Here is a 21,608-nt window from a genome sequence, read left to right as displayed (position 1 = left end):
TAGACCACAGGGCGGTCACGCATCATTGGCACATCGGTGGGATGTGCGAACGTTTCGCCCAGCCGCCCACCAGAGGTGAGGCTGATAAGTGAAGCTTCGAGGTTCTCGGTGATCGCCTTGTAGCGCTCATCGTTGCCACGGTCCAGTGCGACGGCGCGAACTTCGTCCGGCGCTTCCTGGATGACTTGCAGTAAGTCTCCGAGAACGGGGATCCCGTTGCCTCGCTCGTCGAGGACTTTCAGCGCGCGATCGATAATCGATTCTTCGCGGTCGGTTGGTGGCTCTTTGCGAAGGATCGTCAAGAGTGCCGACACCATCGTCTGTCGCCTGCCATGAGCATCGGCGAGCACCTGCTGGCGTTCCTTTTCTTTACCGGCTGCGCGCAGGCGCTCAGCCGCGGCCGTCGCTTCGCCCGGATCGAGGATGTTCAAATGCCCGCGGCCGCGGCCGAGGGTGATGACCTGCCCGCCGAGGGCGCGAATCATGTCCACGTAGTCAGGTTTCAGATCGCCCAGGATTAGAGGCAGAGCGCCGAGTCCTGCACCACCCGCGGCCATGCGGCGGACCAGTGTGGACTTGCCCAGGCCGGGCAAGCCGAGGACGAAAACTGAGGGGTTCGAAATCAGTCCCGCGTCCTGGAACCACGAAATGGGATCCGCGCAGACGGTCGCACCGGTAAAGAGTTGAAGGCCCAGGGGGACACCGATCATCGGTGTCCCGGTGCCTACTGAGAACGGGTGGAGACCGCACACCTGAACCGTTGTGCCGCGCCACTCGTCGGCCGGCTGGATCACGCTGGCTTCGCCACGAGCGTGAGCGAGCCACCCTCGCGGCCCAGGTCGCCGCACTGAGGGTCGCTTCTGCTTCTCAGCCTGGTTCTCGGGCTTCGTCTTTTTCGGGGCTGGAAGCTCACGCGACCTGGGTTTTGAGGGCGCGGCGGCTGGCCGCATCGAGGGCGGGCATTACAGCTGCTCCCTGAGCTCGGACGGCACTCTCAGGTGCTTCGGCAAAACAAGACCGAGCGGTAGAGCGGCGGCGAACGCTGAATCTTGCGACCCATGCACGACCCGCAAACGGAGCCGCGCTGTCACGGAGAGGTTGTCGATCGCCGCACGGGCGTCCGCCTCCTGTGAGGCGTGCATCACCGTAGCGGTGACCAACAGGCCAAAGTTCACCAGCCCAGCGCCTGATGCCTCTTCTTGTGCGGTTGCCAGAGCCGCGCGAGTTGCGGTCATACTCCGTGCCGTCGGTTTGTCCGAGGACTGCAAATTGAACGTTGATGCTCGAACGTCCGCTTCAACGATCGCCGCGGCCTTAGCCGCGTCAATCGGCCGGTACAGCAGTGTGACGCGCTTTCTGGCGACGTCGCGGTGCGGGGCCAGAAGTCGAGCGAGAACGCTCGAGGGAACGTTGCCGCGCGGGGCCCCGCTCATCATCCAGGTCACCGACAAAGCGGAGTCATGCCGGTAGGTGTCCCAGTTGGACTGGTGGGCAGTGGGGCCGACCTCCGGCCAGTACAGCTCCGGCGGTTCACCAGCGGCGTTCGCGGTGTCGATCAGCGGCGCGGCCGCGGGGTCGTAAGCAACGCGGACGACCTCGCAAAGATCCTGAGCGCTCAACGGCCGGGTTGCCCCCGCACCGGTCGCTGCGAGGCCCTGTGTGAGCCCGGGGAGTCGGGATGCCAGCTCCCGGCCCATCTCGTCGGGCGTGCGCTTCTTGCCGCCAACGCGGGCGGCCGCGTTGAAGGTCAGGGCCACGTATGCCTTGATCGTGGCGGATCCAGCCGGGTACTGGTCCACCAGGTCATTCAGGATGCGCTTCGCGAACTCCGGCGGTGACGGGTCGATTTGACTCGCCACCTCACGGCGGAGCCGGGTGCCCGTGTCGGGAGCCGTTTCGATCGTCACCGATGCGGCTTCGATCCCGGGCTCATCGCCCAAGCTTGAGGCCGATACGGCGATCGTCACCCTCGGCGACACTTGATCGACCGTCGCTATGGGCAAGTGCCCACGCCTGCCCCGCGCTCCAGGCACCCACTTCAAAGGGTGACACCCGGTGCGTCGTTTACGAGGGCAAGACCTTAGTGCGCTCGATCGTGTGGGGTCGGGACGCGAGCTAACCCCACCCTTTGCCCCACACTTTGACACCGAGGCAGCCGGAACGCGCCGGTATTCTCGCGGGTTCCGCCGGATGTCGAATTTGCGGAGTTCTCCGGTCAAGCGGACCGAGAGCCGCGTAGCTCTGCGGATTTTGTCCGCTTCAACGGCATCTGACTACGGATCTACCGCTTAGCCGGGAAGGGCAGTGACATGCTCTCCCAGGAGCAAGCAAGGCTGAGGCTGGGCGGTGCCGTCACTTGGGCGCGTCCAGCGTGGACAATCAGTAGGAGTCTCTGGCGATAGTGGGATTGCGTCAGGGCCGGTTCCGCGAGTTCCCGAAACCGCTCCAATAACGCTCGCGCATCTGGTTCCATCTCTGCCGGCGCTATGTTGACGAAGGATGGTGCGGATCGCCTTGTGCAGGCCGGGCTTCTTCGCGCGGACATCGGAGAGCGCACTGTCGAGGTCACCGGCCGTCACTTGTCGGGCATCGCGGTGACCCATCGGAAGAATGGTGGTCCGAGCGGCTGACTCATACCGGTCGAAGCTCTTCGCGGAGGCTTTGTTGCTGGCGGCGGATCTCGCGCTTCACGCGCTCGTTCGGGGTTTGTTTGACCAAATCTGCGACCAAAGCTCGTCAGGAACTGCGCGAACGCGAGGATCTCGGATCGGGCCCGAGCGCACCGCGCTGACGTATGTGCCGGCACCAGCTGCTGGGTACACAACCGCCCGACCATCAGATAAGTTCTTGGCCGATCTATTGGCGTGGAGACAAGGCGTCGCCGAACGCCTTTGCGGGCAGGGCTCGGAGCCCGACGATGCTTCATTCAAACGGGGATTGCCGCCGCGCGAGAAGATGTGTGCGGTGTGAGTGCACCTCCCGGGCGAGGGTGCTCTTGCCCTGCGAGCGCGATGTTCCTCACTCGCCGACGCAGATGCTGACGCCGACAGCTCGGGCGCATACGTATTGACTGCGCGCCTTCGAGCGGCGTGCACGAGATCAGGCCTTTGGCGGACCGACGATCCCGGTAAGCCGCGCGAGCTCGTGGCGCCACGCGACCTGCGTATTGAACGTGGAGCCGAGATCGGGTAGTTCAGCCATGTCTTCCTCGGGGATGTCACGAAGCGTCCCGCCGGCAGAGAGGATGTCGAGAGAGAGTCGGGCGATCACGTCGACACTGATCGCCTGCAGGACCGCCTGCTCGACGGTGGCCGCGGCGCTGGTGAGGCCATGGCCCCTGAGGAGCACGACGGGGCGATCCGCCATGGCAGTCACCATTTCGGCCGCCAGCTTCTCCTCTCGCACGAGGACTGCGCGAGCATAAACAGGGACGCCCGCTGCCGCGAGTTTCGCACCGGGAATGTCGAATGCGCCCACGATGGGGCGAATCACTATTCCTGCGAGGTCTGCTGCGACAGTGCGTGACGGGTGCGCGTGGACAACCGCGGCGACATCATTGCGCGATTGCAGCACGGCGGTGTGCAGCGGCAGTTCGTTGGGTGGCGACCAGCCGTCGAGCTCCCCGGGCGCAGCTTCCGATCCATCGAAACGGATGAGGCGGATGTCTTCCGGGGTGGTGTTGCCGAGGCCGCGTTCCCAGGGGCCTCGGCAGCGCACGAGGAGACGCTCATCGTCGATGCGCAGGCTGATGTGACCCAGAATTCCGTCTGCGAGACCACGGCCCGCGAGCACACGGCATGCATCAGCAATCAGCTCTCGCTCCTGACGGAACGGAATCGTCGGATTCGGGGGAGGAAGTATTGACATGGCGATATCGTACGGTAGATTGGTCAGGCCATTAGTTCAAAGGAGCCTCGGGTGCCCAAAGTCGTGTACATCGTCAGTGACGAAGACAAGCGTGAGGTCGAAGCCTCGGTCGGCGAGACCGTCATGAGTGCCGCGGTCCGCTCCGGCGTGCCGGGCATCGTCGGCGAATGCGGCGGCCAACTGTCGTGCGCGACGTGTCACGTGTGGGTCCGCGACGAAGACCGCGACCGCGTCGGTGGCCCCAGCGAAGTGGAGGCCGACCTTCTCGACCTCGGTGTCTCCGATTTCTCTGAGGCCAGCCGTCTCGGTTGCCAGATCACCATCACTGACGAGCTCAATGGGCTTGTCGTCGAGCCGCGCCCTGAAGCGTGGCACTAAGAGGAGAGGGATAGCAATGCTGCGCCCAGACATCAATGACTTGCTCACGCAGACGGGACCGGGGACCCCAATGGGGAACCTCTTCCGTCGCTACTGGCAGCCCGTGCTGCACGCCGATGAGCTGCCTGAGGACGGCTGCCCGCCCGTGCGCGTGAAGATCCTCTCTGAACGGCTCATCGCGGTGCGTACGCCGGAGGGCGAGTACGGCCTCATGGACGAGTTCTGCGCCCACCGTGGCGTCTCGATGTTCTTCGGGCGAGTGGAGGATGGCGGCATCCGCTGCCCTTACCACGGCTGGAAGTACAACGCCAACGGCCAGGCCATCGACGTTCCCAGTGAGCTCAACAACTCCGAATTCTGCAAGAACGTGAAGCTCCGCTCCTACCCGCTCGTCAAACTCGGCGACATCCTGTGGGCCTACCTCGGCGACCCACAGAAGCAGCCGGCGTTACCCGCGTGGGAGTTCGCGACAGTTCCTACCCGCCAGACTTTCACCTCGAAGCGTCTCCAGGAGAACAACTGGCTCCAGGCCCTCGAGGGGGGCATCGACTCCAGCCACGTCTCGTGGCTTCACGGTGGTGGACCAACGGGAAGCGGCCTCGAGGCTGACCCGCTCTTCGCGGGAGCGAAAGGCAATCAGTACAACAAGGGCGACTTGAAGCCATTCTTCGAGGTCGTCGAGAATGACGGGGGCCTGCTCATTGCAGCGCGCCGCAACGCGGAGGAGGGCCACTACTACTGGCGTGTGACGCCGTGGGTGCTCCCCAACTTCACCTTGGTTCCGCCTCGTGGTGACCATCCGATTCACGGACACTTCTGGGTGCCGATCGATGACGAGAATTGCTGGTCATGGAGCTTCGACTACCACCCCACGCGAGAACTCTCAGAGGCTGAGGTCTCGGCGATGGAAGCCGGGGCGGGTGTCCACAGCAAGAACATCCCGGGCACCTACCGCCCAGTGGCGAACAAGGACAACGACTATCTGATCGACCGTGTCAAGCAGAAGAGCGGTGAACTGTTCTCGGGCGTTGAGGGCATTGCCATCCAGGACTCGTCCCTGCAAGAGAGCATGGGGCCGGTCGTGGACCGGACGAAGGAACGGCTGGTCGCGACGGACGCTGGCATCATCAAGGCGCGCCAGAAGCTGCGCCGTGCTGTCGAGGCGCTTCGAGACCACGGCACAGAGCCGGCGGGTAACGTCATCGAGCACCAGAAGATCCGATCCGTGGCGATCGTCCTTCCTCCGGACCTGCCGTTCGTCGAAGGAATCGGCGACGGGTTCCAGGCGCGCGAGGGCGTGCCACAGACGACGGTGTGATGATGGCGACCTCGACTAATCCGTTGAGCGCGTGTGCGCGCGCGGTCACGGCAGAAGAAGCGGCATACCGCATCGATTACCCCCTGGCTCATGCCAGGTCGACCAGGGTGATCGCTTTCGACGAGTCCGCGGCACAGACGGTCGCTTCCGTTGCTGCGGTCGGCTGGGGCCAGGCCCAGTTCTACACGGCATCCTCCTCGGGAGATGAGCTGGTCACTCTCTCGGGTGAGCCCCGCGTCATGATCGCCGAGATCGAGCACTCGGATTCGGTGATCTTCGCGGCTACGGATGCCATGGACCCCGGCGCTGTCGCGTCTGTGGGAGCGGCGTGCCGCGAGCGATCCATCATGACGGCTGGACTGCTCCTGCTCGATTCGGGTCCTCTGAGCGGGACGACACTGGCAGCAATACGACCTTATGTGCGTGTTCTCCTGGTCCCTGCCGACGAAGATGACCTGTTCGAGCTGTTGAAGGCGATTCGCGCGTGACCACGATTCCGCAGTTGCAGGCGATGAAGCAGGCGGGCGAGAAGTCCGTCTGCTTCGTGGCATGGGATTACCACATGGCGAGGATTGCGGATCGTGTCGGGGCCGATATCGTGTCCGTCGGCGACACGGTTGGAGTCAACCTGTGGGGCCAGTCCAACCCGTTGGAGATCACCTTCGACGAAATGCTCATCGTCGCGAAAGCCGTGCGCCGCGGCGTGCGCGATGCGCTTGTGAGCTGCGATTTCCCGTTCGGCCCCCTGCAGTCCGGTGACGCTCTGCCGGCCGCCATCCGTCTCGTGAAGGAGGTCGGCGTCGATCTTGTGAAGCTCGACGGGGCTGCCGACTTCCCCGACGAAGTCGAGCGGCTGACCCGAGCGGGCATCCCAGTCTTCGCCCAATTCGGTATCACGCCGCAGACATCCCTCAAGTACGGCATCGAGTACTCTGCCGCGCACCAGGCGCAGGTCCCCGACGAGATGACCGATGAGTTCGTGGCTCAGGCGAAGCGACTCGAAGGTGCGGGCGCAGTGGCGCTCAACTTCACGAACTCGGGTCCGGTCGTAGGGCCCGCGGTCGTGGAGGCTGTATCGATCCCCGTGCTTGGCGGCTTCGGGGGAGGCCCTTGGCTGGACGGTCGAATCCGAATGGCGAACGTCGCTCTCGGTTACAACGAGAAGTCGCTGGACTCCGAGGTCGACGCGTATGCCAACATGGCTCGCATTGCGCACGACGGCTTGGCCGCGTGTGCCGAGGACATCCGAGCGGGTCGTCAGATTCGCGGGGGCGTGCGGACTTCCGGCGCGAGCTGAAGAAACAGAAGGAGAAAGTCATGCCGGTTGTTGACATAGACGGTATTCGCACTCGATACGAGATGGTCGGCGAAGGCCCGCCGATTCTCATGTTCAGTCCGGGTGGTTTCAATTCGAGCCTCGACAACTGGACGACATTCGGGCGATACAAAGACCTGGGATTCGTCGAGAGCCTGTCGCGAGATTACACCTGCGTGGTTTTCGACCGTCGTGAGTCGGGTAAATCGGGAGGGCGTCTTGAACGCCTCTCCTGGTCGAAGTACGTCACCCAGGCTGCCGGCCTGCTCGACCACCTGCAGTTCGACTCCGTACACACAATGGGGGGCTGCGTGGGATGCTCGTCGGCGGCGCTCCTCGCGATCGCCCAGCCGGCGCGGGTGCGGAGCATGGTGCTTTTCTCGCCGGCGGGAGGGGTGACCTACCGCACCGCACAGCACAACCGATTCGCACGGCACCTGAGTTTCGTTCTGGAGAACGGCGTGGAAGCCGTCGTTGAACTTGCGAGATCGACGACAGCGGGATTCACGAAGGACCCGAGGGTCGGTCCGTGGGCCGCCGTCCTGCGATCCGATGATGCCTTCGCTTCGGCTTGCTCTGCGACAGAACTTGACCGCTACGTCACGGTCGTGTCCGGCTCGTCGCGCCTTCTGTTCGACCGGGACACGGTGCCCGGGCCAGAACCGGAAGATCTTCAGCTGCTCGAGACTCCGGCTCTTATCGTGCCAGGTGAAGACCTCTCGCACACTCGTTCGGCTGCGCGGTACCTGGAGGAGTGTCTCCCCCAGGCAGAATTCTGGGATGTGCCGGTGGCCGAGCAGACAGCGGAGGCGTCGACGACACGTGTGCGTGAGTTCCTGGCACAACACTGAGGCGAAGCGCGTCTCGCCCGTTGCCACCCCCGGCGCATGAGCCTCGCCGGGGGTGGTGGCCGATAACTACGCCATGAACTCGGCTTCGATCTGGGCGATCTGGGCGAGCCTCTGAGTGTGGACCCCGCCCTTGAACGGAGTGCGGAGCCACCGGTCCAGAAGAGTGAGTGTTGTGCGCTCGTCGATCACCTTCGTGCCGATGACCATGATGTTGGCGTTGTTGTTGCCGCGTGAGATATCGACGGAGAACTCCGAGTATGCGACTCCAGCGCGGATTCCGGGGACCTTGTTGCACGCGATGACCTCACCCTGGCCACTCCCGCCGACGATGATGCCGAGGTCGGCATCACCGCGCGCGACACGTCTGGCGACTGCCGCGCACAGCGGGGGATAGTCGACGATGCCCTCGACGCGCGGGGCGAGGTCGATGACGTCGTGTCCACGCTCGGAATAGACCGCGACGATGCGGTCGATCAGCTGAATCCCGTGGTGGTCTCCTGCGATCGCGATGCGCGCCAACGTTGACATCAGCCCTCCAACTTTCTGGTGCCGGCAGCGAAGAGATCTTCTACTGCCGGACGGTCGTGAATGATGTGTTGTTTCACCGCGGTGTCGATGAGGGCTTCTAGCGTCGCACGATTCGGTTCGACGCCGTACGGGAGAGGATCCCTTCCGGTGATCTCCATCACCCGGGACAGGATTCGATCTTGGCGGCTCCCATCCGGTTGAATTCTGAGGCGTTCGACGTAGCGACGTTTCGCTTCAGCGAAAAGGGCGAACACGGATCCCGCGAGGCCGGGGTTTTCCGTGAGGAGATCGTCCCGAATCACAACGAGGTGGTTGATCGGAAACACGCCCGACTGGCGAAGTACCTGCGCTGCGGCATCATCGGGGGCTTCGAAGATCGGGACGACATCGGGATGTGTGATGTTGGCGCCGACGACGGCGTCGAGTTCCCCCTCAAGGAGCATCTCCTCCAGAGTGCGTCCCTCGGGGGCGCTGGTCACGTTGGAGGGCGGCGTGTACTCTGCGACGTGTTCGTCGCCCGAACACACCCAGGTGACCGACTCCAGGTCGAGTCCTGCCCGCCCGAGCGCAGCACGGCCCCAGACTCCCGTTGTCACCGTGTAGCCGCGATTGACGCCAATTCGCCCGCCTGCCAAGTCCGGCACCGAGCGAACCGTGTTGGTGCGCAGCACCTGGGTCGCACCATGGTGGAAGTCGCGCACGAGGAACACCGGCAGCGCGCTGAATGCGACCCCGTGCTCCTTGGCCGTGATGTACGTGGTCAAGGCCATCTCGGCGACGTCGAACTCGAGGTTTCGCACCATCTTGCGAAAGCCGTTCACAAGCACCGGCTCGTCGACGAAGGCAAGTGGTGCTTCGGGTGAAGAGACAAGCCCGTCGATCAGCGCGCGGGTCGCGCCCTGCGGACGAGTGAGAGTCGAGAGCGTCATGTGTCCTCCAGTAGGGAAGTTCCTTGGTAGGGATGATAGCGTGGTCATACCATTATTCCAATCGTAAGCTCGAGGAAGTGCTATGACTGAACAGGTGCTCGCTGCCGTAAGATCCGCTCCCGGCGTCACGGAGATGCGCGAGTTCCCGAGGCCGGAGATTGATGCAGACTCAGCCCTGCTTCAGGTCGAGGTGGCGGGGATATGCGGCACTGACGCCAAGCTGTACTTCTCTCCGCCCGATACTCCGTCTACGCGTGGACCTGTCATCATGGGCCACGAAAACGTGGGCGTCATCACCGAAGCCGGTGATCGGTTCATGCTTCGCCATGGTCTGGTGGAGGGTGACCGGGTCTTCGTGGAGCACTACGTAGCGTGCTACAACTGCGAGTGGTGCCGCATCGGAGAGTATCGCCACTGCGTGGCGACGGATTGGCGCACCAACCCGGACGCACGCCGCTTCGGTTACACGTCCAGCGATCTGCCCGGCCGTCTATGGGGCGGGTTCTCCCAGAACATGTACTTGCCGTGGAACTCCGTGCTGCACAAGATCCCTGACACGGTGACAGCAGAGTTGGCCGGCTTGGTCATGCCCCTGTCCAATGGAATCGAGTGGGCATTGCTCACCGCAGGCATCGGATACAACGACACGGTGCTTATCCAAGGGCCGGGCCAGCAGGGTCTCTCACAGCTCGTTGCCGCAAAGCAGGCGGGGGCTTCCAAGATCATCATGTCGGGTACGACGCGCGACCGAGCCCGGTTCGATCTTGCTCTCGAGTTGGGTGCAGATCACGTCATCGACGTGTTGACGGAGGACCCGAGAGAGAAGGTCATGGACCTGACGGGAGGGCGCGGTGTGGACTACGTGCTCGACTGCACTTCTCGCGCGGGTACTGCTCCGCTCCTCCTTGGCGTGGATGTGCTCAAACGGCGCGAGGGCACGCTGCTGGTGCAGGGCGAGGTCGCCGCGTTCCCCGACTTCCCCTTGAAGAAGATCACCGAGAAGTCGATCACGATCAAGTCGGCGCGCGGTCATTCCTATCTCGCATGCGAATTGGCCGTGGCGCAGATCGTCTCGGGTCGTTTCCCGCTCGAAAAACTCGCCACGCACCGGTACGGGATCGATCAGGTCGATCATGCGATCCGCGTGCTCGCTGGTCAGACGGACGAAGACGCGATCCACATCTCGATGATGCCGGCGATGATCGGGCAACCCGGTGGCCGTGTCGACCAAGACGGCGCCCTCTGATGGCCGGCTTGGTAGTGAGGAACCCACCTCGCACTCCGCTCAGTGAGCTCGACGCTCTTGCAGGCTATGGCATAGCCACCGTGCATGAGGCTCAGGGCCGAACAGGGCTCCTCGCGACCGGCATCTCTCCCATCCAACGCGGTGTTCGCGTGGCGGGGTCAGCCGTGACCGTGACGGTGGCGCCGGGAGACAACACGACGATCGCTGTAGCTGTCGAGCAGTGCCGGGAGGGCGACATTCTCGTCGTCACTCCCACCGTTGCGTCGGACATGGGATATTTCGGTGACCTCCTCGCGACCTCGTTGCAGGCCCGCGGTGTGCGGGGCTTGGTGATGGATGCCGGTGTGCGCGACATCGCCGACTTGCGCGGCATGGGCTTCGCCGTATGGACGCGCCATGTGTCTGCGGCAGGCACGATCAAAGGAACTCTGGGAGACGTCAACGTCCCCATCTCGATAGCCGGGCAGATCGTTCATGCAGGCGATGCAGTCCTCGCCGATGACGACGGTGTTGTCATCGTGCCCCGCGTCCGCGTGGCTGAGGTCATCGAAGCCTCTCGCCAGCGTGAGGAGAAAGAGGCCCGCGCACGCAGCAGGTACCTGTCTGGTGAGATCGCGCTCGATGTCAACCACATGCGCGGCCTCATTGACGCAGCCGGCATCCGCTACGTCGATTACGACGACTGGCAGGAGGGGCGAACCGCATGATCATCGACATACATGGTCACTACACGACCGAGCCCTCGCCGTTGCGGGAGTTCAGGGCTGCACAACTGCGCGGCGAATCCCCGAGCGTGCACTCCCTGGCCGCTCGCGTGTCAGACGACGCGATCCGAGAGAGCGTCCAGGCCAATCAGTTGCGCGTGCTGCGTGACCGTGGTGGTGACCTGATGCTCTTCTCGCCACGCGCTGCGGGTATGGAACATCACGTGCCGGATGCCAGCGTCGCGAATGCATGGGCGCAGGCCTCCAACGACATGGTCTATCGCGTGGGCGAAGCATTCCCCGCTCACTTTGCCTCCGTCGCGCAGCTCCCGCAGACGCCGGACGGCAACCTCGACGGCGTCTTGGCTGAGCTGCGACGCACTGTCGGCGAGCTTGGTTTCGTCGCTGCGAATCTCAACCCAGACCCCTCCGGGACCTGGGCTGGTCAGCCCATCACCGACCCGACGTGGTTTCCTGTCTACGAGCTTGCAGAGGAACTCGACATCCCTTTGATGGTGCATGTCTCCATGGCGTGCAACCCGAACTTCCACACCCTTGGAGCCCACTACCTGAACGCCGACACCAGCGTGTTCGTGCAGTTGCTCTCGTCGGACCTCTTCTCACGCTTTCCCGGGCTGCGGTTCGTGATCCCGCACGGTGGAGGTGCCGTGCCTTATCACTGGGGTCGATATCGCGGGCTTGCCATGCGCAACGGCTGGCAGGACCCGTCCGAGCTTCTGGGGAACGTGTTCTTCGACACCGCCGTTTACCACCAGCCCGGCATCGATTTGCTCCTGAAGGTTGTTCCACCATCCAATCTACTGTTCGCGTCCGAGATGCTCGGCGCGGTGCGCGGTGCGGACCCGGAGACCGGAGTCGAGTGGGACGACACGCTGACCTACTTGCGCAACGCGGAGCTGGCAGAGCCGGATTGGGAAGCGATCACTCGTGCCAATGCGCTTCGGGTCTATCCGCGGCTTGCGAAGCGCATTGCGGAGGCAGCGTTGTGAGCCGCTTGCCACTGACCTTCGCGTGTGGCGACTACGACCGCACGCGCGCCATTGAAGACGGCACGGTCGCTGTCGACGGCATGGACGTGACATACCTGCGATTGCCCGTCGAGGAGACCTTCTTTCGCATGGCCAGGCACCGTGAGTTCGACGCGGCAGAGATGTCGCTGTCGACCTACGTCTCCACGCTCAACGCTCTCGACGTGGGGGAGACGCCACCGTTCATCGCTCTGCCGATCTACACGTCGCGTCAGTTTCGGCACGGCGGAATGTTCGTCAATGTCGACGCCGGGATTCACACGCCCGCGGACCTGCGCGGGAAGCGCATCGGCATGCCGGAAGTGCAGTTGACCGCGTGTGTGTGGCAGCGCGGCATTCTTGCCGACCGACACGACCTTCCGCTCGACGCATCCGTCTTCTTCACCGGCGGACAGGAGAAACCGGGGAGGATGGAGAAGGGGGCTGTGGACGTGCCCTTCGACGTCCGCCGTATCCCCAATGATCGGACGCTCTCGGAGATGCTGGCAGCAGGTGAGATCGATGCTCTCTTCTCGCCGAGGATACCGAGCACTTTCGGGCTCGCCGGCAGTCGTGTCGCTCGGCTCTTTCCCGATACGAAGGCGGCGGAGCAGGAATACTTCGAGCACACGGGGATCTTCCCGATAATGCACGTGGTGGTGTTTCGCCGCGAGCTTTACGAAAAGCACCGGTGGGTCGCCCAGTCATTGACGAAAGCGCTGACCGCCGCCAAGGCGCAGGCGACCGCTCGGATCTACGACTCCTCGGCCCTGCATTTGATGGAGCCGTGGTTGATGATGCACCTTGAGGAAGCGCGCACTCTGCTGGGCGAAGATTATTGGTCGTATGGCCTCGGCCCCGACAACCACCGTGTGCTCTCGACCTTCCTCCGCTACCACCATGAGCAGGGACTCTCGCTGTCTCAGCGCACACCGGAGGACCTGTTCGCCCCGGAGGCGCTCGAGTCGTTCGTCATCTAGTACGAACGGCGGAGGCGCGGGCGCGCCGGGATCAGCTCATGTCCGGGCTGCCGGCGCGCCTTCTCAGCGCACCAGATAGGTCTTGAGCGGAATCTCGGTGTCTGCAGCGCTCTCCGGTGGGATATTCCCACCGGCCTCGAGGATGCGCCGCGCCGCCATGTAGTCCCGGGAAGCGTTGACGGCCTCGACCGCGATCAGGTGGCCGTCCCGGTAGTAGAGGGCAGAGAAGTGTTCGCCTTCGACATCACCGCGGAGAACGACCTGGTCGTAGCCCATCGTCAGGCCAGCCATCTGAAGTTTGAGGTCTGCCTGGTCGGACCAGAACCAGGGCACGGACGGTGTACCGGGCTCGCGGCCCAATAGCGCCGCCGCCGCCGTCTTCGCCTGTGCGATCGCATTCGGCACCGATTCAAGCCTGATCTGGCCGTGCGTTCGGTGTGCGCTGATCGCGCAGTCACCTGCCGCGACGATGCCTCGGATCCGTGTGTTTCCCGACTCGTCGACGATCACCCCGTGGTCGCCGGCCAGGCCGATCGACTTGGCAAGTTCAGTATGCGGAAGCAGGCCGATGCCCACGACGACGACATCAGCGTCGATGACCTCGCCATCGGCGAGCTCGACGCCTTCCACGCGATCTGATCCGCGGAAGCCTGAGACGGCAGCACCGAGCCGGATATGGGTGCCTCGTCGCGCATGGGCCTCCGAGTAGAAGGCCGACATCTCGGGGGCCACGGCCCGTGACATGAGACGGTCCTGTGCCTCCAGGACGACGACGTTCTTGCCATTGGACGTGGCCGCAGCGGCGATTTCAAGACCGACAAAGCCGCCGCCCACGACAACGACGCGCGCCGCTCGATTCAAGTCGTCCTTGAGGGCGACTGCGTCATCCAGCGTGCGAAGGTAGTGGATGCCGGCGAGATCGGCCCCCGGCGCGTTCATGCGCCGAGGTGTACCGCCCACGGTGAACGCGAGCCGGTCGAACTCGACTCGTCTGCCGCTGGCGGTGCGTGCGTGGCCGGCGGAGCTCTCGGCGTCGTGGAGCTCGATCGCCTCGACCCACTCGCCGCAGATCATCGCGATGTCATTGTCTCTGTAGAAATCTGAGCCGCGGAGCGCGAGCTCTTCTTGCAACGCCGTCCCGCTGAGGAATGCCTTTGACAGGGGCGGCCGCTGGTACGGCGGGTGCAGCTCACCGCCGATGACCGTAATCGGATGCGTGTCGCCGAGCTCACGCAGGCTGGTCGCCAGTTGAAGTCCTGCTTGGCCGGCCCCGATGATCAAGGTCCCGGCAGGTTTCCGCGTCGTTGCGATGGTGGTCATAGCGCTCCCAGTTCGGTAGGACCATTAGACCACAGGAAGGAGCCGAATGCTCAACCTTCCGTCGGATTCACTCGCTGTGCAGTTCGCTCAAGGTGCTCGGTGAGGATTCGCTGGGCGAGATCGAGGCGCCGTGCTTCAATCGCGTCGACGATCTCGCCGTGCTCCTCGGCCCCGCGAATACCCATGTGCGGGGCAGCGGACTGTGCCTCACGCAGAGAGGACAGGAGCGGGCCGTGGAAACTCTCCATCAGGGCCTCGAGCGCTGGGTTATGAGTGCAGACCGCGAGACGAACGTGGAACGCGGCCGACATGGCCGTCTCGTAGACGCCGGCCTTCTGCGCAGCTGTTGCGGTCGCCACGAGCGCGCGCAGGTCTGCGATGTCCTCAGGGGTAGCCCTGTCGATCACCAGGGGGAGGATCCCGACTTCAAACACCTGGCGCGCTTCTGTCACCGCCGAGGCCGTGATCGGAGACAGGGAGAGGAGCTGGGCGAGGTTCGCGCCGACGAGTTCAGCGGAGGGCGAGGTGAGAAATGACCCCCCATGGGCGCCCAGGCGGACCTGAATGAGTCCCGTCGCTTCAAGCACGCGGAGCGCTTCGCGAACGGTGACTCGGCTGACTCCCAGCTGCTGGCACAGGCTACGCTCATTCGGGAGACGGTCACCTGGGTGGAGGCTCCCGTCTTGGATGAGTCGCTTGATCTGATCGACGATGACGTGCGAGGCCCTATCCACGTTCACTTGGGTGAACCGAGGCGCAAGGGTGGCGTCTTTCATCTCGGCCATTTGCCGTCTCCTTATTAGTGTCGCGGCGCAATCGCGGCTCCCGGCGGGAGCCGGGCACGATTGCTCGCGCACTCTAGAGGATACCGGCTGACTTGACGGATGGGTCATAGGTGATATGGTCTATCCATTCGCCGCGAGGCTCCCCGTTCTGAAGCGCGGACATCGCTCCCGAGTACGGATCGACCAACACAACGATGTGAGAAAGGCGTGCGATGGTGTCAATGTCGCCCCGATGTGCTCCAAACATGCGACCCTGCGAGGTCGGTGTCGATATCAGCGGTGTCGCTTCCGCTGGAGGCGGTGGCCTCGATGATTGACGCGATCGGCAGTGGGCTTGAGCAGGTGCTGCAGTGGGAGACCCTGCTGCTGATGGTCTTGGGCATATTCATCGGCTTCATCGTCGGCATCCTCCCCGGTCTCGGCGGCGCGGTCGCCATCGCTCTGCTCCTTCCCTTCACGTTTGCGATGGAGCCGGTCCAGGGGATCGTGTTCCTCCTGAGTATGTGGATCGTCACCGGTACAGCGGGCGATATCACCTCGGTGCTGTTCGGCATCCCGGGTGAAGCCACCTCGGCCGCTGCGGTGCTTGACGGCTATCCGATGACCAAGAAGGGGCAGGCTGGCCGTGCGTTGGGCATCGTGCTCACGAGCTCGACGATCGGTCTTGTGTTCGGCGCGGTCGTGTTGGGGGTGTTCATCACCGTCATCCGCCCATTGGTGCTGGTGCTCGGGCCGCCGGAGTTCTTCATGCTGGTGCTTCTCGGCCTTGCGTTCGTCGTCACGCTCTCCGGCAAGAGCCCTGCGAAGGGCATGGCCATGGTGGCGCTAGGTCTGCTCGCCTCATACGTCGGGTCCGACCCGTCGGCGGGCCTTCCCCGCTTCACCTTCGACCAGATGTATCTCTGGGGTGGGATCGAGCTGATTCCCGTCGTCGTCGGGCTGTTCGGAGGAGCCGAAGTCCTCCAGCTGATGCTGACCCGGTCGTCGATCGCGACAGGGTCCATAGGCGATGCCAAGCTTTCCGGAACCATGCGTGGTGTGGCGGATGCCTTGCGTCACTGGTTCCTGGCCGTGCGCTCATCCTCCGTCGGAGTCGTCATCGGCATGCTGCCGGGCCTCGGCGGCACTGTGGCCCAGTGGGTTTCTTATGGTCAGGCGCGTCAGACGTCGAAGAACCCCGAGCAATTCGGCAAGGGGGCTATCGACGGCCTCGTTGCAGCCGGAGCCACCAACAATGCGAAGGACGCGGGCTCACTCATCCCGACAATCGCGTTCGGGATTCCCGGTGGGGCTGCGACAGCCGTCCTCCTCGGCGGCTTCCTCGTTCTCGGGATCACTCCAGGCCAAGCCATGCTGACGACTCAGCTCGATGTGACCTTCTCCATGGTCTGGACCGTCGTCATCGCGGGCATCCTCGGTGTCGCACTCGCGCTCGCCCTCGTTCGGCCGCTCGCGTCGCTCACGCGCATCTCGGGCACGGTTTTGACTCCGGTTCTCTTCCTGTTCCTTGTGATCGGTGCCTACACGGCGTCGAACCACTGGGGAGATCTGTTCGTCATGCTTGGAGCATCAGTGCTCGGCGTCGTATGCCTCAGATGGGACTGGCCGCGCGTGCCGTTCCTCCTCGCCCTTGTTCTCGGTGCGCTGCTCGAGCAATACCTCCAACTGTCTGACACCCTGTTCTCGAGCGGTTGGCTGACGCGGCCGGGTGTCATCATCATCGGCGTCATCGTCCTCGCGACGTTTGTCTTCAGCGTTCGGTCAGTCGCCCGCGATCACAAACGCCGCGCGGCCGATGAGCCGGTGGAAGGGCCGCGGACACAGGTTATCCGCACGATCGGGAGGAACAAATGACACTTCATGCCGAGAAACGATCGGTGATGCCTGACATTGTCATTTCGTGCGCCGTGCTTTTCGTCAGCGCGGGAGCGCTGGCGTTGAGCTTCACCTTCTCATCCGCAGTGTCAGTGCTGCTGCCCAGACTGGCGGCGAGCCTAGGCATATTCTGCGCGCTCTGGATGATCGCCAAGAGCTTCATCGAGTCCGCCCGGCACCGCCGAGACAGAGAAGAAGACAGAGAAGAAGACCCTTCCCCGACAGACGACTCCCGCGGCACGCACGAAGAAACTCTGAGCCCGGACGTACCGGCCGTGGTGCAGGAGATCGACGAAAACGATCCCGAGTACGTGCTGTCCCACACGCCGCGGAAGGTGTGGCTGGTCACACTTGGCTTCATCGCCGGATTCTTCATCCTGCTTTACCTGTGCGGCCTATTCATCGCGGCGGCTGCTTTGTCGCTCACGTACCTCATGGTGGTTGGCAAAAGGTCTTCGACCTTCGCCATTTCCTACACGGTCGTGTTAACGGCGCTCCTCTGGGTGCTCATGCGATGGGTGACATACATTTCCACTCCCGCCGGCATCCTGCTCCACGGCGGATGACGCCACCCACCTGAAAGAACAAGAAAGGTACAGCAATGTCAAAAATGACCGCAGTCACCCGTCTCACGTTTGGGGTGATGACAATCGGCGCACTCGTGCTCACCGGATGCGCCTCACCGAACGCCAGCACGCCGGCGCAAGACTCCTCCTCAAAGCCGAGCGGAGCCGATTGCACCTCATTCGACGGCAAGACGATCGAGCTCGTGATCCCCTACAACGCCGGTGGCGGCTATGACATCCTCGCCCGAGTCATCATTCCAGGGCTCGAGAACGCACTCGGGGCAAAGGTGCTTCCGATCAACAAGCCCGGTGCGGGCGGCCTGCTGGCGATCAACCAGCTCGCCGCGGCACCCAGCGAGAGCACGCAGATCGCGATCGTCAACGGCACAGGAGCGGCTTCCGCAATCCTCGCTGGGGCTGAAGGCCCGACCTTCGGGTTCGACGACCTGAGCTACATCGGTCGCGTTGCCGTCGATGACCTTGTGGTCACGACCAATGCCACGGGCGAGTATCAGTCGTGGGATGACGTGATGAAGAGTGATGGGTTCAAGTTTGGCTCGACCGGTCGCGGCTCGTCCGACTACATCGTCGCGAATGCCTTGATCGACGCCTTCGACCTCAAGAATGCAGAAGTCGTCGTCGGCTTCAACAGCCAGGCCGAGACTGACCTGGCGCTGATCCAGGGGAACGTCGACGCGATTGCGGGGCCACTCGACAGCCGACGCGCAAGCATTGTGAGCGGTGAGACGACCGGCGTTCTGTCGTTCGCCGACGAAGCGCCCGCCGATGCGGGAGATGCGGCGGTCTTCTCTGACCTCGAACTCTCGGACCGCGCGGTGGACATCATCGACGGTATCAAGCTGATCACGGCATTCGGCCGCCCCCTCGTCGCGCCCGCAGGGCTCGACGATGAGGCGCTGACCTGCCTTCAGAATGCGCTCGCCGCTGCAGTTGAAGACCCCGAAGTGCTCGAGCAGGCCGAGAAGATGGAGCGCGTGCTGTCGTATCTCCCCGGCGAAGAATTGGTGTCCGACATCATCCCCGGGTTCGAAGGCCTTTCGGAGGACGTCCTCAAGGTCCTCAGGTCGTCTTACTGATCTGGGGCAGCTCCTCATAGCAACTCCTCCTTATCCACGCGAATCGCGCGGATGAGGAGGAGTTGCTTCTGCGGCCGTAACCTCATGACGACGGGATGAACATGACAAAGGCGAACGACAGCCCGGACCCGACTCCGCGCAGCGAAGACGTGATCGCGCAGACAACGATCTTCCTATTCTCTGTCGCGCTCGGCATGGCGACGGTCGTCGTGCCGCTCGTCGCGACCGCTTCCGGGTACGCGCTCGGGGCCGTAGGATTTCTCGTCGCGACCTCCGCCGTGACACAGATCGCCGCGCGTGCTGGCATGGGTGTGTTGATGGATCGGTTTCGAACGCGCTCCTTCGTCTTGGCCTCCCTAGTTCTTCTCGCGGCCTCATGTGTCGTACTCGCTGTCAGTCAGGCCTTCTGGGCATTCGTCGTCTCGCAACTTCTGCAAGGTGCAGCGCGCGCCTATTTCTTCACAGGGGCGCAGACGCACGTCGTGCGCGGAACCAGAACCGCCGTTTCCGCGCTCGCTCGGATGAACATCACGAACGGGATGGGGCTCCTCATCGGGCCACTTATAGCGGGTCTTGTCGGCGCGTGGTCCTTGACCGCCGCACTGTGGATAGCCGCCGCGATCTCCGGTGTGGCAGTCTTCGCCGGCGCGTTCCTCGTCTCATATGAGCCATTCACCAAACCGCGGCCTCAACCTGGCATCACGGCACGACCGGTGTGGCAGCGCCCAGGGGTAGTGACAGCCGGGTGGATGGGCGCAACGGCAGGGGGATGGCGCGGCATCCTGAACTCGTATCTGGCGGTCCTCATCACGGAGGCAGGTCACTCGATCCCGGTCGCAGGCGCGATGATGACCCTCGCGAACCTGGCCGCTCTGGTCGGCTCATCGCTGGCGACGCCGTTACGACGGCTCGGTGTCGGCGCCTCTACGCTGTGGGGCACGGTGCTGGCGGCGGGCGGCACTGCCGCGATGGCGCTTCTCGTGCCGAACCTCGCGCTCGCCTGTGTGTTTCTCGTCCTGTCAGGGCTTGGGGGCGGCATCCTCCAGACGCTCGGTCCAGCGCTGGCCGCCGAATCGGTGAGCTCCGAGGAGCGTGGTCGATCAATAGCGTCGGTTGGGACGTTCCGGGCGATCTCGCTTCTGGTGACGCCGATGGGTATCGGGGCCCTGGTGTTCGTATTGCCATCACCGGCAATAGCCACGGCCATCGTGGCAGTAGCACTCGGCGTGCCAGCCATGGTGGCGCGCCGAAGCGCCCGCGGAGACAACTGACCCCAGGCGCGCCAGCGTACGGGCCAGGTTCAAGCGGAGCCCGAGGGCAGAGACGGACCCATGGATCGATCCATGACCTCCGCAGAGGTTCTGTCTCGACCCTAACGAAGCCGCTAAAAGGGAGGTAACGATTGTTGAGAAGGAAACCGACTACACGATGCTCTTCGACATCTTCCAACCGGCTACCACCGTACAGAACTCGCGATGGTCGCACTCGGCAAGACGGTCGCGGTGTTCGGCGCAGGGCTTGTCGGCGAATGGCGGCATCCAATTCGATGTTCCGCGGCGACTGTGGCGGCTGGAGCGCTGCCGGCTGCGTCAAGGCACAGCCAGTCGCGCACCAGTTCGTCATGTGTTGAGTCGGCTGAGATACGGGCGGCGGTTGGGGCGTGCCCCTGTTCGGTTCCCGCCGGTACCCTGGGAACATCATGCGTGACGACGATGAGGTAGATCTGCTGGTGGATGCGTGGGCAGGCCGCCTGCCCGAGGTGGACTTCACCCCGTTGGATGTGATGTCCAGGCTCCGACGGGTTGCTCTTCGGCTCAACACGCTTCGCGCCGCCGCCTTCCGGAGTGCGGACCTGAGCAGTTGGGAGTTCGATGTTCTCGCCGCGCTACGACGAGCCGAGCCGCCTCACGAAATGAGCCCGATGGAGCTTTCGCGAGCAACAATGATCGGCACGGCGGCGATGTCCAATCGACTGGAGAATCTCGCTGCGCGCGGCATGATCGAGCGAAAGGCCAACCCGCGGGACGGACGAAGCAATCTCGCCCGGTTGACGCACGAAGGAGCGTCCCGGGTCGACGCGGCCATGATTGCCCTGGTCCGATCCGAGGCTGAGGAATTGCAGCGCCTGACGGGCCAGCAGCAGGCCCAGCTCGCGAGCCTATTAAGGCTGCTGGGCAGTTCGCCCGCCTAGCCCGCCGTCAGCGCATCATGGTCAGAGTCCGAATTCTCCCAGGATGTACCCCGTCGGATGTCGTCCTGCTTTCGCCGGAGGACGTCGGAGTCGTCCGGATCCGCAGGCTTCGAACGCCGCGTTTTCTCCTAGCACGTCGCCGTCCACGCGATGAGTACAGCGGCGACTCCGATACTGATCAGCGCGCCCGCAGGGAACCAATCCAAGGCCTGCTCCTCCGCTCTACCGGGAGGGTAAACCTCACGCCGGTGCGCTAGAAGCCAGGCACGTCGTGAACTATGGGAGCAAGGTAGTGCGGTATCGATATGGACCCGGCACCGAATCCCCTCGACCTGCTCCTCGAGATCGGGGAGCAGTTCCGCGACGACATGGCCCGCGCTTTCGACGGCACAGCTCTCACCGCGTCTCGGTGCGGTTCGGCCTTGACGGATCTCGGGACTTCAGGGCCGAGGTCCGCAAACACGTTTGACCCGCGGTGAGGTCAGGTGGCCCCGGTCGCCTTTGCGGCCTGCACGGCGGCGCGAATTCCGGCCAGCCATGGCTCACCGTGCCCTGGCAGCACGATCATGGCACCGGTCTCGGCGAGCGGAACGAGCGACTCCATCGCCTGTTCCGAGTTCGCCGTCGCAG

At 63.8% G+C, this 21,608-nt stretch carries 20 protein-coding genes and 1 pseudogene; 14 read left to right on the top strand and 7 right to left on the bottom strand.

Translation table 11 applies throughout. From position 1 onward, the window contains the following. The 3 genes and pseudogenes from JWP90_RS04795 to JWP90_RS04785 form a co-directional block, all read right to left on the bottom strand. Nucleotides 1-794 (bottom strand): annotated as a pseudogene (locus JWP90_RS04795) (ATP/GTP-binding protein); the annotation flags it as partial. 168 nt (nt 795-962) lie between these two features. Further along, entirely contained in the window at nt 963-2,003 is a 1,041-nt protein-coding gene (locus tag JWP90_RS04790; RefSeq protein WP_367182670.1) for an SCO6880 family protein, read from the bottom strand. 1,096 nt (nt 2,004-3,099) lie between these two features. Beyond that, nucleotides 3,100-3,867 (bottom strand): class II aldolase/adducin family protein, encoded by a 768-nt coding sequence (locus JWP90_RS04785; RefSeq protein WP_297360427.1) that lies wholly within the window; start codon nt 3,865-3,867, stop codon nt 3,100-3,102. Between the two features lie 51 nt (nt 3,868-3,918). Between JWP90_RS04785 and JWP90_RS04780 the strand changes: the two genes are divergently transcribed. From JWP90_RS04780 to JWP90_RS04760, 5 genes are read left to right on the top strand one after another with little or no spacing between them, the layout of a single operon-like run. Continuing rightward, entirely contained in the window at nt 3,919-4,245 is a 327-nt protein-coding gene (locus JWP90_RS04780; protein ID WP_297360424.1) for a 2Fe-2S iron-sulfur cluster-binding protein, read from the top strand. Nucleotides 4,246-4,261: 16 nt separating this feature from the next. Further along, entirely contained in the window at nt 4,262-5,563 is a 1,302-nt protein-coding gene (locus JWP90_RS04775; RefSeq protein WP_297360421.1) for an aromatic ring-hydroxylating dioxygenase subunit alpha, read from the top strand. Nucleotides 5,564-5,586: 23 nt separating this feature from the next. Beyond that, nucleotides 5,587-6,051, top strand: a complete 465-nt coding sequence (locus tag JWP90_RS04770; RefSeq protein ID WP_297360418.1) for a hypothetical protein — start codon at nt 5,587-5,589, stop codon at nt 6,049-6,051. Further along, entirely contained in the window at nt 6,048-6,860 is an 813-nt protein-coding gene (locus JWP90_RS04765) for a 3-methyl-2-oxobutanoate hydroxymethyltransferase (RefSeq protein WP_297360415.1), read from the top strand. Before JWP90_RS04770 ends, JWP90_RS04765 begins: the two co-directional genes overlap by 4 nt. A gap of 20 nt (nt 6,861-6,880) precedes the next feature. Then, the gene (locus JWP90_RS04760; protein WP_297360412.1) at nt 6,881-7,729 is read left to right on the top strand and encodes an alpha/beta hydrolase; all 849 of its coding nucleotides are present in this window, start codon (nt 6,881-6,883) and stop codon (nt 7,727-7,729) included. Nucleotides 7,730-7,795: 66 nt separating this feature from the next. Here JWP90_RS04760 and JWP90_RS04755 read toward each other — a convergent pair whose 3' ends face one another. Beyond that, nucleotides 7,796-8,257 (bottom strand): RpiB/LacA/LacB family sugar-phosphate isomerase, encoded by a 462-nt coding sequence (locus JWP90_RS04755; protein WP_297360409.1) that lies wholly within the window; start codon nt 8,255-8,257, stop codon nt 7,796-7,798. Further along, complete coding sequence (locus JWP90_RS04750) at nt 8,257-9,186, bottom strand: hypothetical protein (RefSeq protein ID WP_297360406.1); 930 nt, start codon at nt 9,184-9,186, stop codon at nt 8,257-8,259. The genes JWP90_RS04755 and JWP90_RS04750 overlap by 1 nt, the downstream gene beginning before the upstream one ends. A gap of 133 nt (nt 9,187-9,319) precedes the next feature. Here JWP90_RS04750 and JWP90_RS04745 point away from each other — a divergent pair, with 133 nt between their 5' ends. Genes JWP90_RS04745 through JWP90_RS04730 form a run of 4 tightly spaced genes read left to right on the top strand, consistent with a single transcriptional unit; the run spans nt 9,320 to nt 13,144 of the window. Next, the gene (locus JWP90_RS04745) at nt 9,320-10,432 is read left to right on the top strand and encodes an alcohol dehydrogenase catalytic domain-containing protein (protein WP_297360403.1); all 1,113 of its coding nucleotides are present in this window, start codon (nt 9,320-9,322) and stop codon (nt 10,430-10,432) included. Next, a complete protein-coding gene (locus JWP90_RS04740; protein ID WP_297360400.1) occupies nt 10,432-11,139 on the top strand; it encodes a 4-carboxy-4-hydroxy-2-oxoadipate aldolase/oxaloacetate decarboxylase in 708 nt (235 codons plus the stop codon). Before JWP90_RS04745 ends, JWP90_RS04740 begins: the two co-directional genes overlap by 1 nt. After that, nucleotides 11,136-12,146 carry an amidohydrolase family protein gene (locus JWP90_RS04735; RefSeq protein ID WP_297360396.1) on the top strand — a complete coding sequence of 337 codons (1,011 nt, stop codon included), beginning with the start codon at nt 11,136-11,138 and terminating at the stop codon, nt 12,144-12,146. Before JWP90_RS04740 ends, JWP90_RS04735 begins: the two co-directional genes overlap by 4 nt. Continuing rightward, a complete protein-coding gene (locus JWP90_RS04730; protein WP_297360394.1) occupies nt 12,143-13,144 on the top strand; it encodes a hypothetical protein in 1,002 nt (333 codons plus the stop codon). Before JWP90_RS04735 ends, JWP90_RS04730 begins: the two co-directional genes overlap by 4 nt. Nucleotides 13,145-13,207: 63 nt before the next feature. Here JWP90_RS04730 and JWP90_RS04725 read toward each other — a convergent pair whose 3' ends face one another. Both JWP90_RS04725 and JWP90_RS04720 read right to left on the bottom strand, forming a co-directional pair. Further along, nucleotides 13,208-14,464, bottom strand: coding sequence for an FAD-dependent oxidoreductase (locus tag JWP90_RS04725; RefSeq protein ID WP_297360391.1), 1,257 nt, complete (start codon nt 14,462-14,464; stop codon nt 13,208-13,210). Between the two features lie 50 nt (nt 14,465-14,514). After that, entirely contained in the window at nt 14,515-15,249 is a 735-nt protein-coding gene (locus JWP90_RS04720) for a FadR/GntR family transcriptional regulator (protein WP_297360388.1), read from the bottom strand. 309 nt (nt 15,250-15,558) lie between these two features. Here JWP90_RS04720 and JWP90_RS04715 point away from each other — a divergent pair, with 309 nt between their 5' ends. The 5 genes from JWP90_RS04715 to JWP90_RS04695 all read left to right on the top strand — a co-directional run bounded on the left by JWP90_RS04715 (nt 15,559) and on the right by JWP90_RS04695 (nt 20,978). Next, the gene (locus tag JWP90_RS04715; protein WP_297360385.1) at nt 15,559-17,103 is read left to right on the top strand and encodes a tripartite tricarboxylate transporter permease; all 1,545 of its coding nucleotides are present in this window, start codon (nt 15,559-15,561) and stop codon (nt 17,101-17,103) included. 26 nt (nt 17,104-17,129) lie between these two features. Further along, entirely contained in the window at nt 17,130-17,690 is a 561-nt protein-coding gene (locus JWP90_RS04710; RefSeq protein WP_297360382.1) for a hypothetical protein, read from the top strand. 35 nt (nt 17,691-17,725) lie between these two features. Next, a complete protein-coding gene (locus tag JWP90_RS04705) occupies nt 17,726-18,787 on the top strand; it encodes a tripartite tricarboxylate transporter substrate binding protein (RefSeq protein ID WP_297360380.1) in 1,062 nt (353 codons plus the stop codon). A gap of 101 nt (nt 18,788-18,888) precedes the next feature. After that, nucleotides 18,889-20,058, top strand: coding sequence for an MFS transporter (locus tag JWP90_RS04700; RefSeq protein WP_297360377.1), 1,170 nt, complete (start codon nt 18,889-18,891; stop codon nt 20,056-20,058). Between the two features lie 428 nt (nt 20,059-20,486). Beyond that, entirely contained in the window at nt 20,487-20,978 is a 492-nt protein-coding gene (locus JWP90_RS04695) for a MarR family transcriptional regulator (protein ID WP_297360374.1), read from the top strand. Nucleotides 20,979-21,608 lie beyond the last annotated feature (630 nt).

This window comes from Mycetocola sp., from assembly GCF_025464835.1.
GTDB lineage: Bacteria > Actinomycetota > Actinomycetes > Actinomycetales > Microbacteriaceae > Mycetocola_A.
This window is presented reverse-complemented; position numbering and strand designations above follow the sequence as displayed.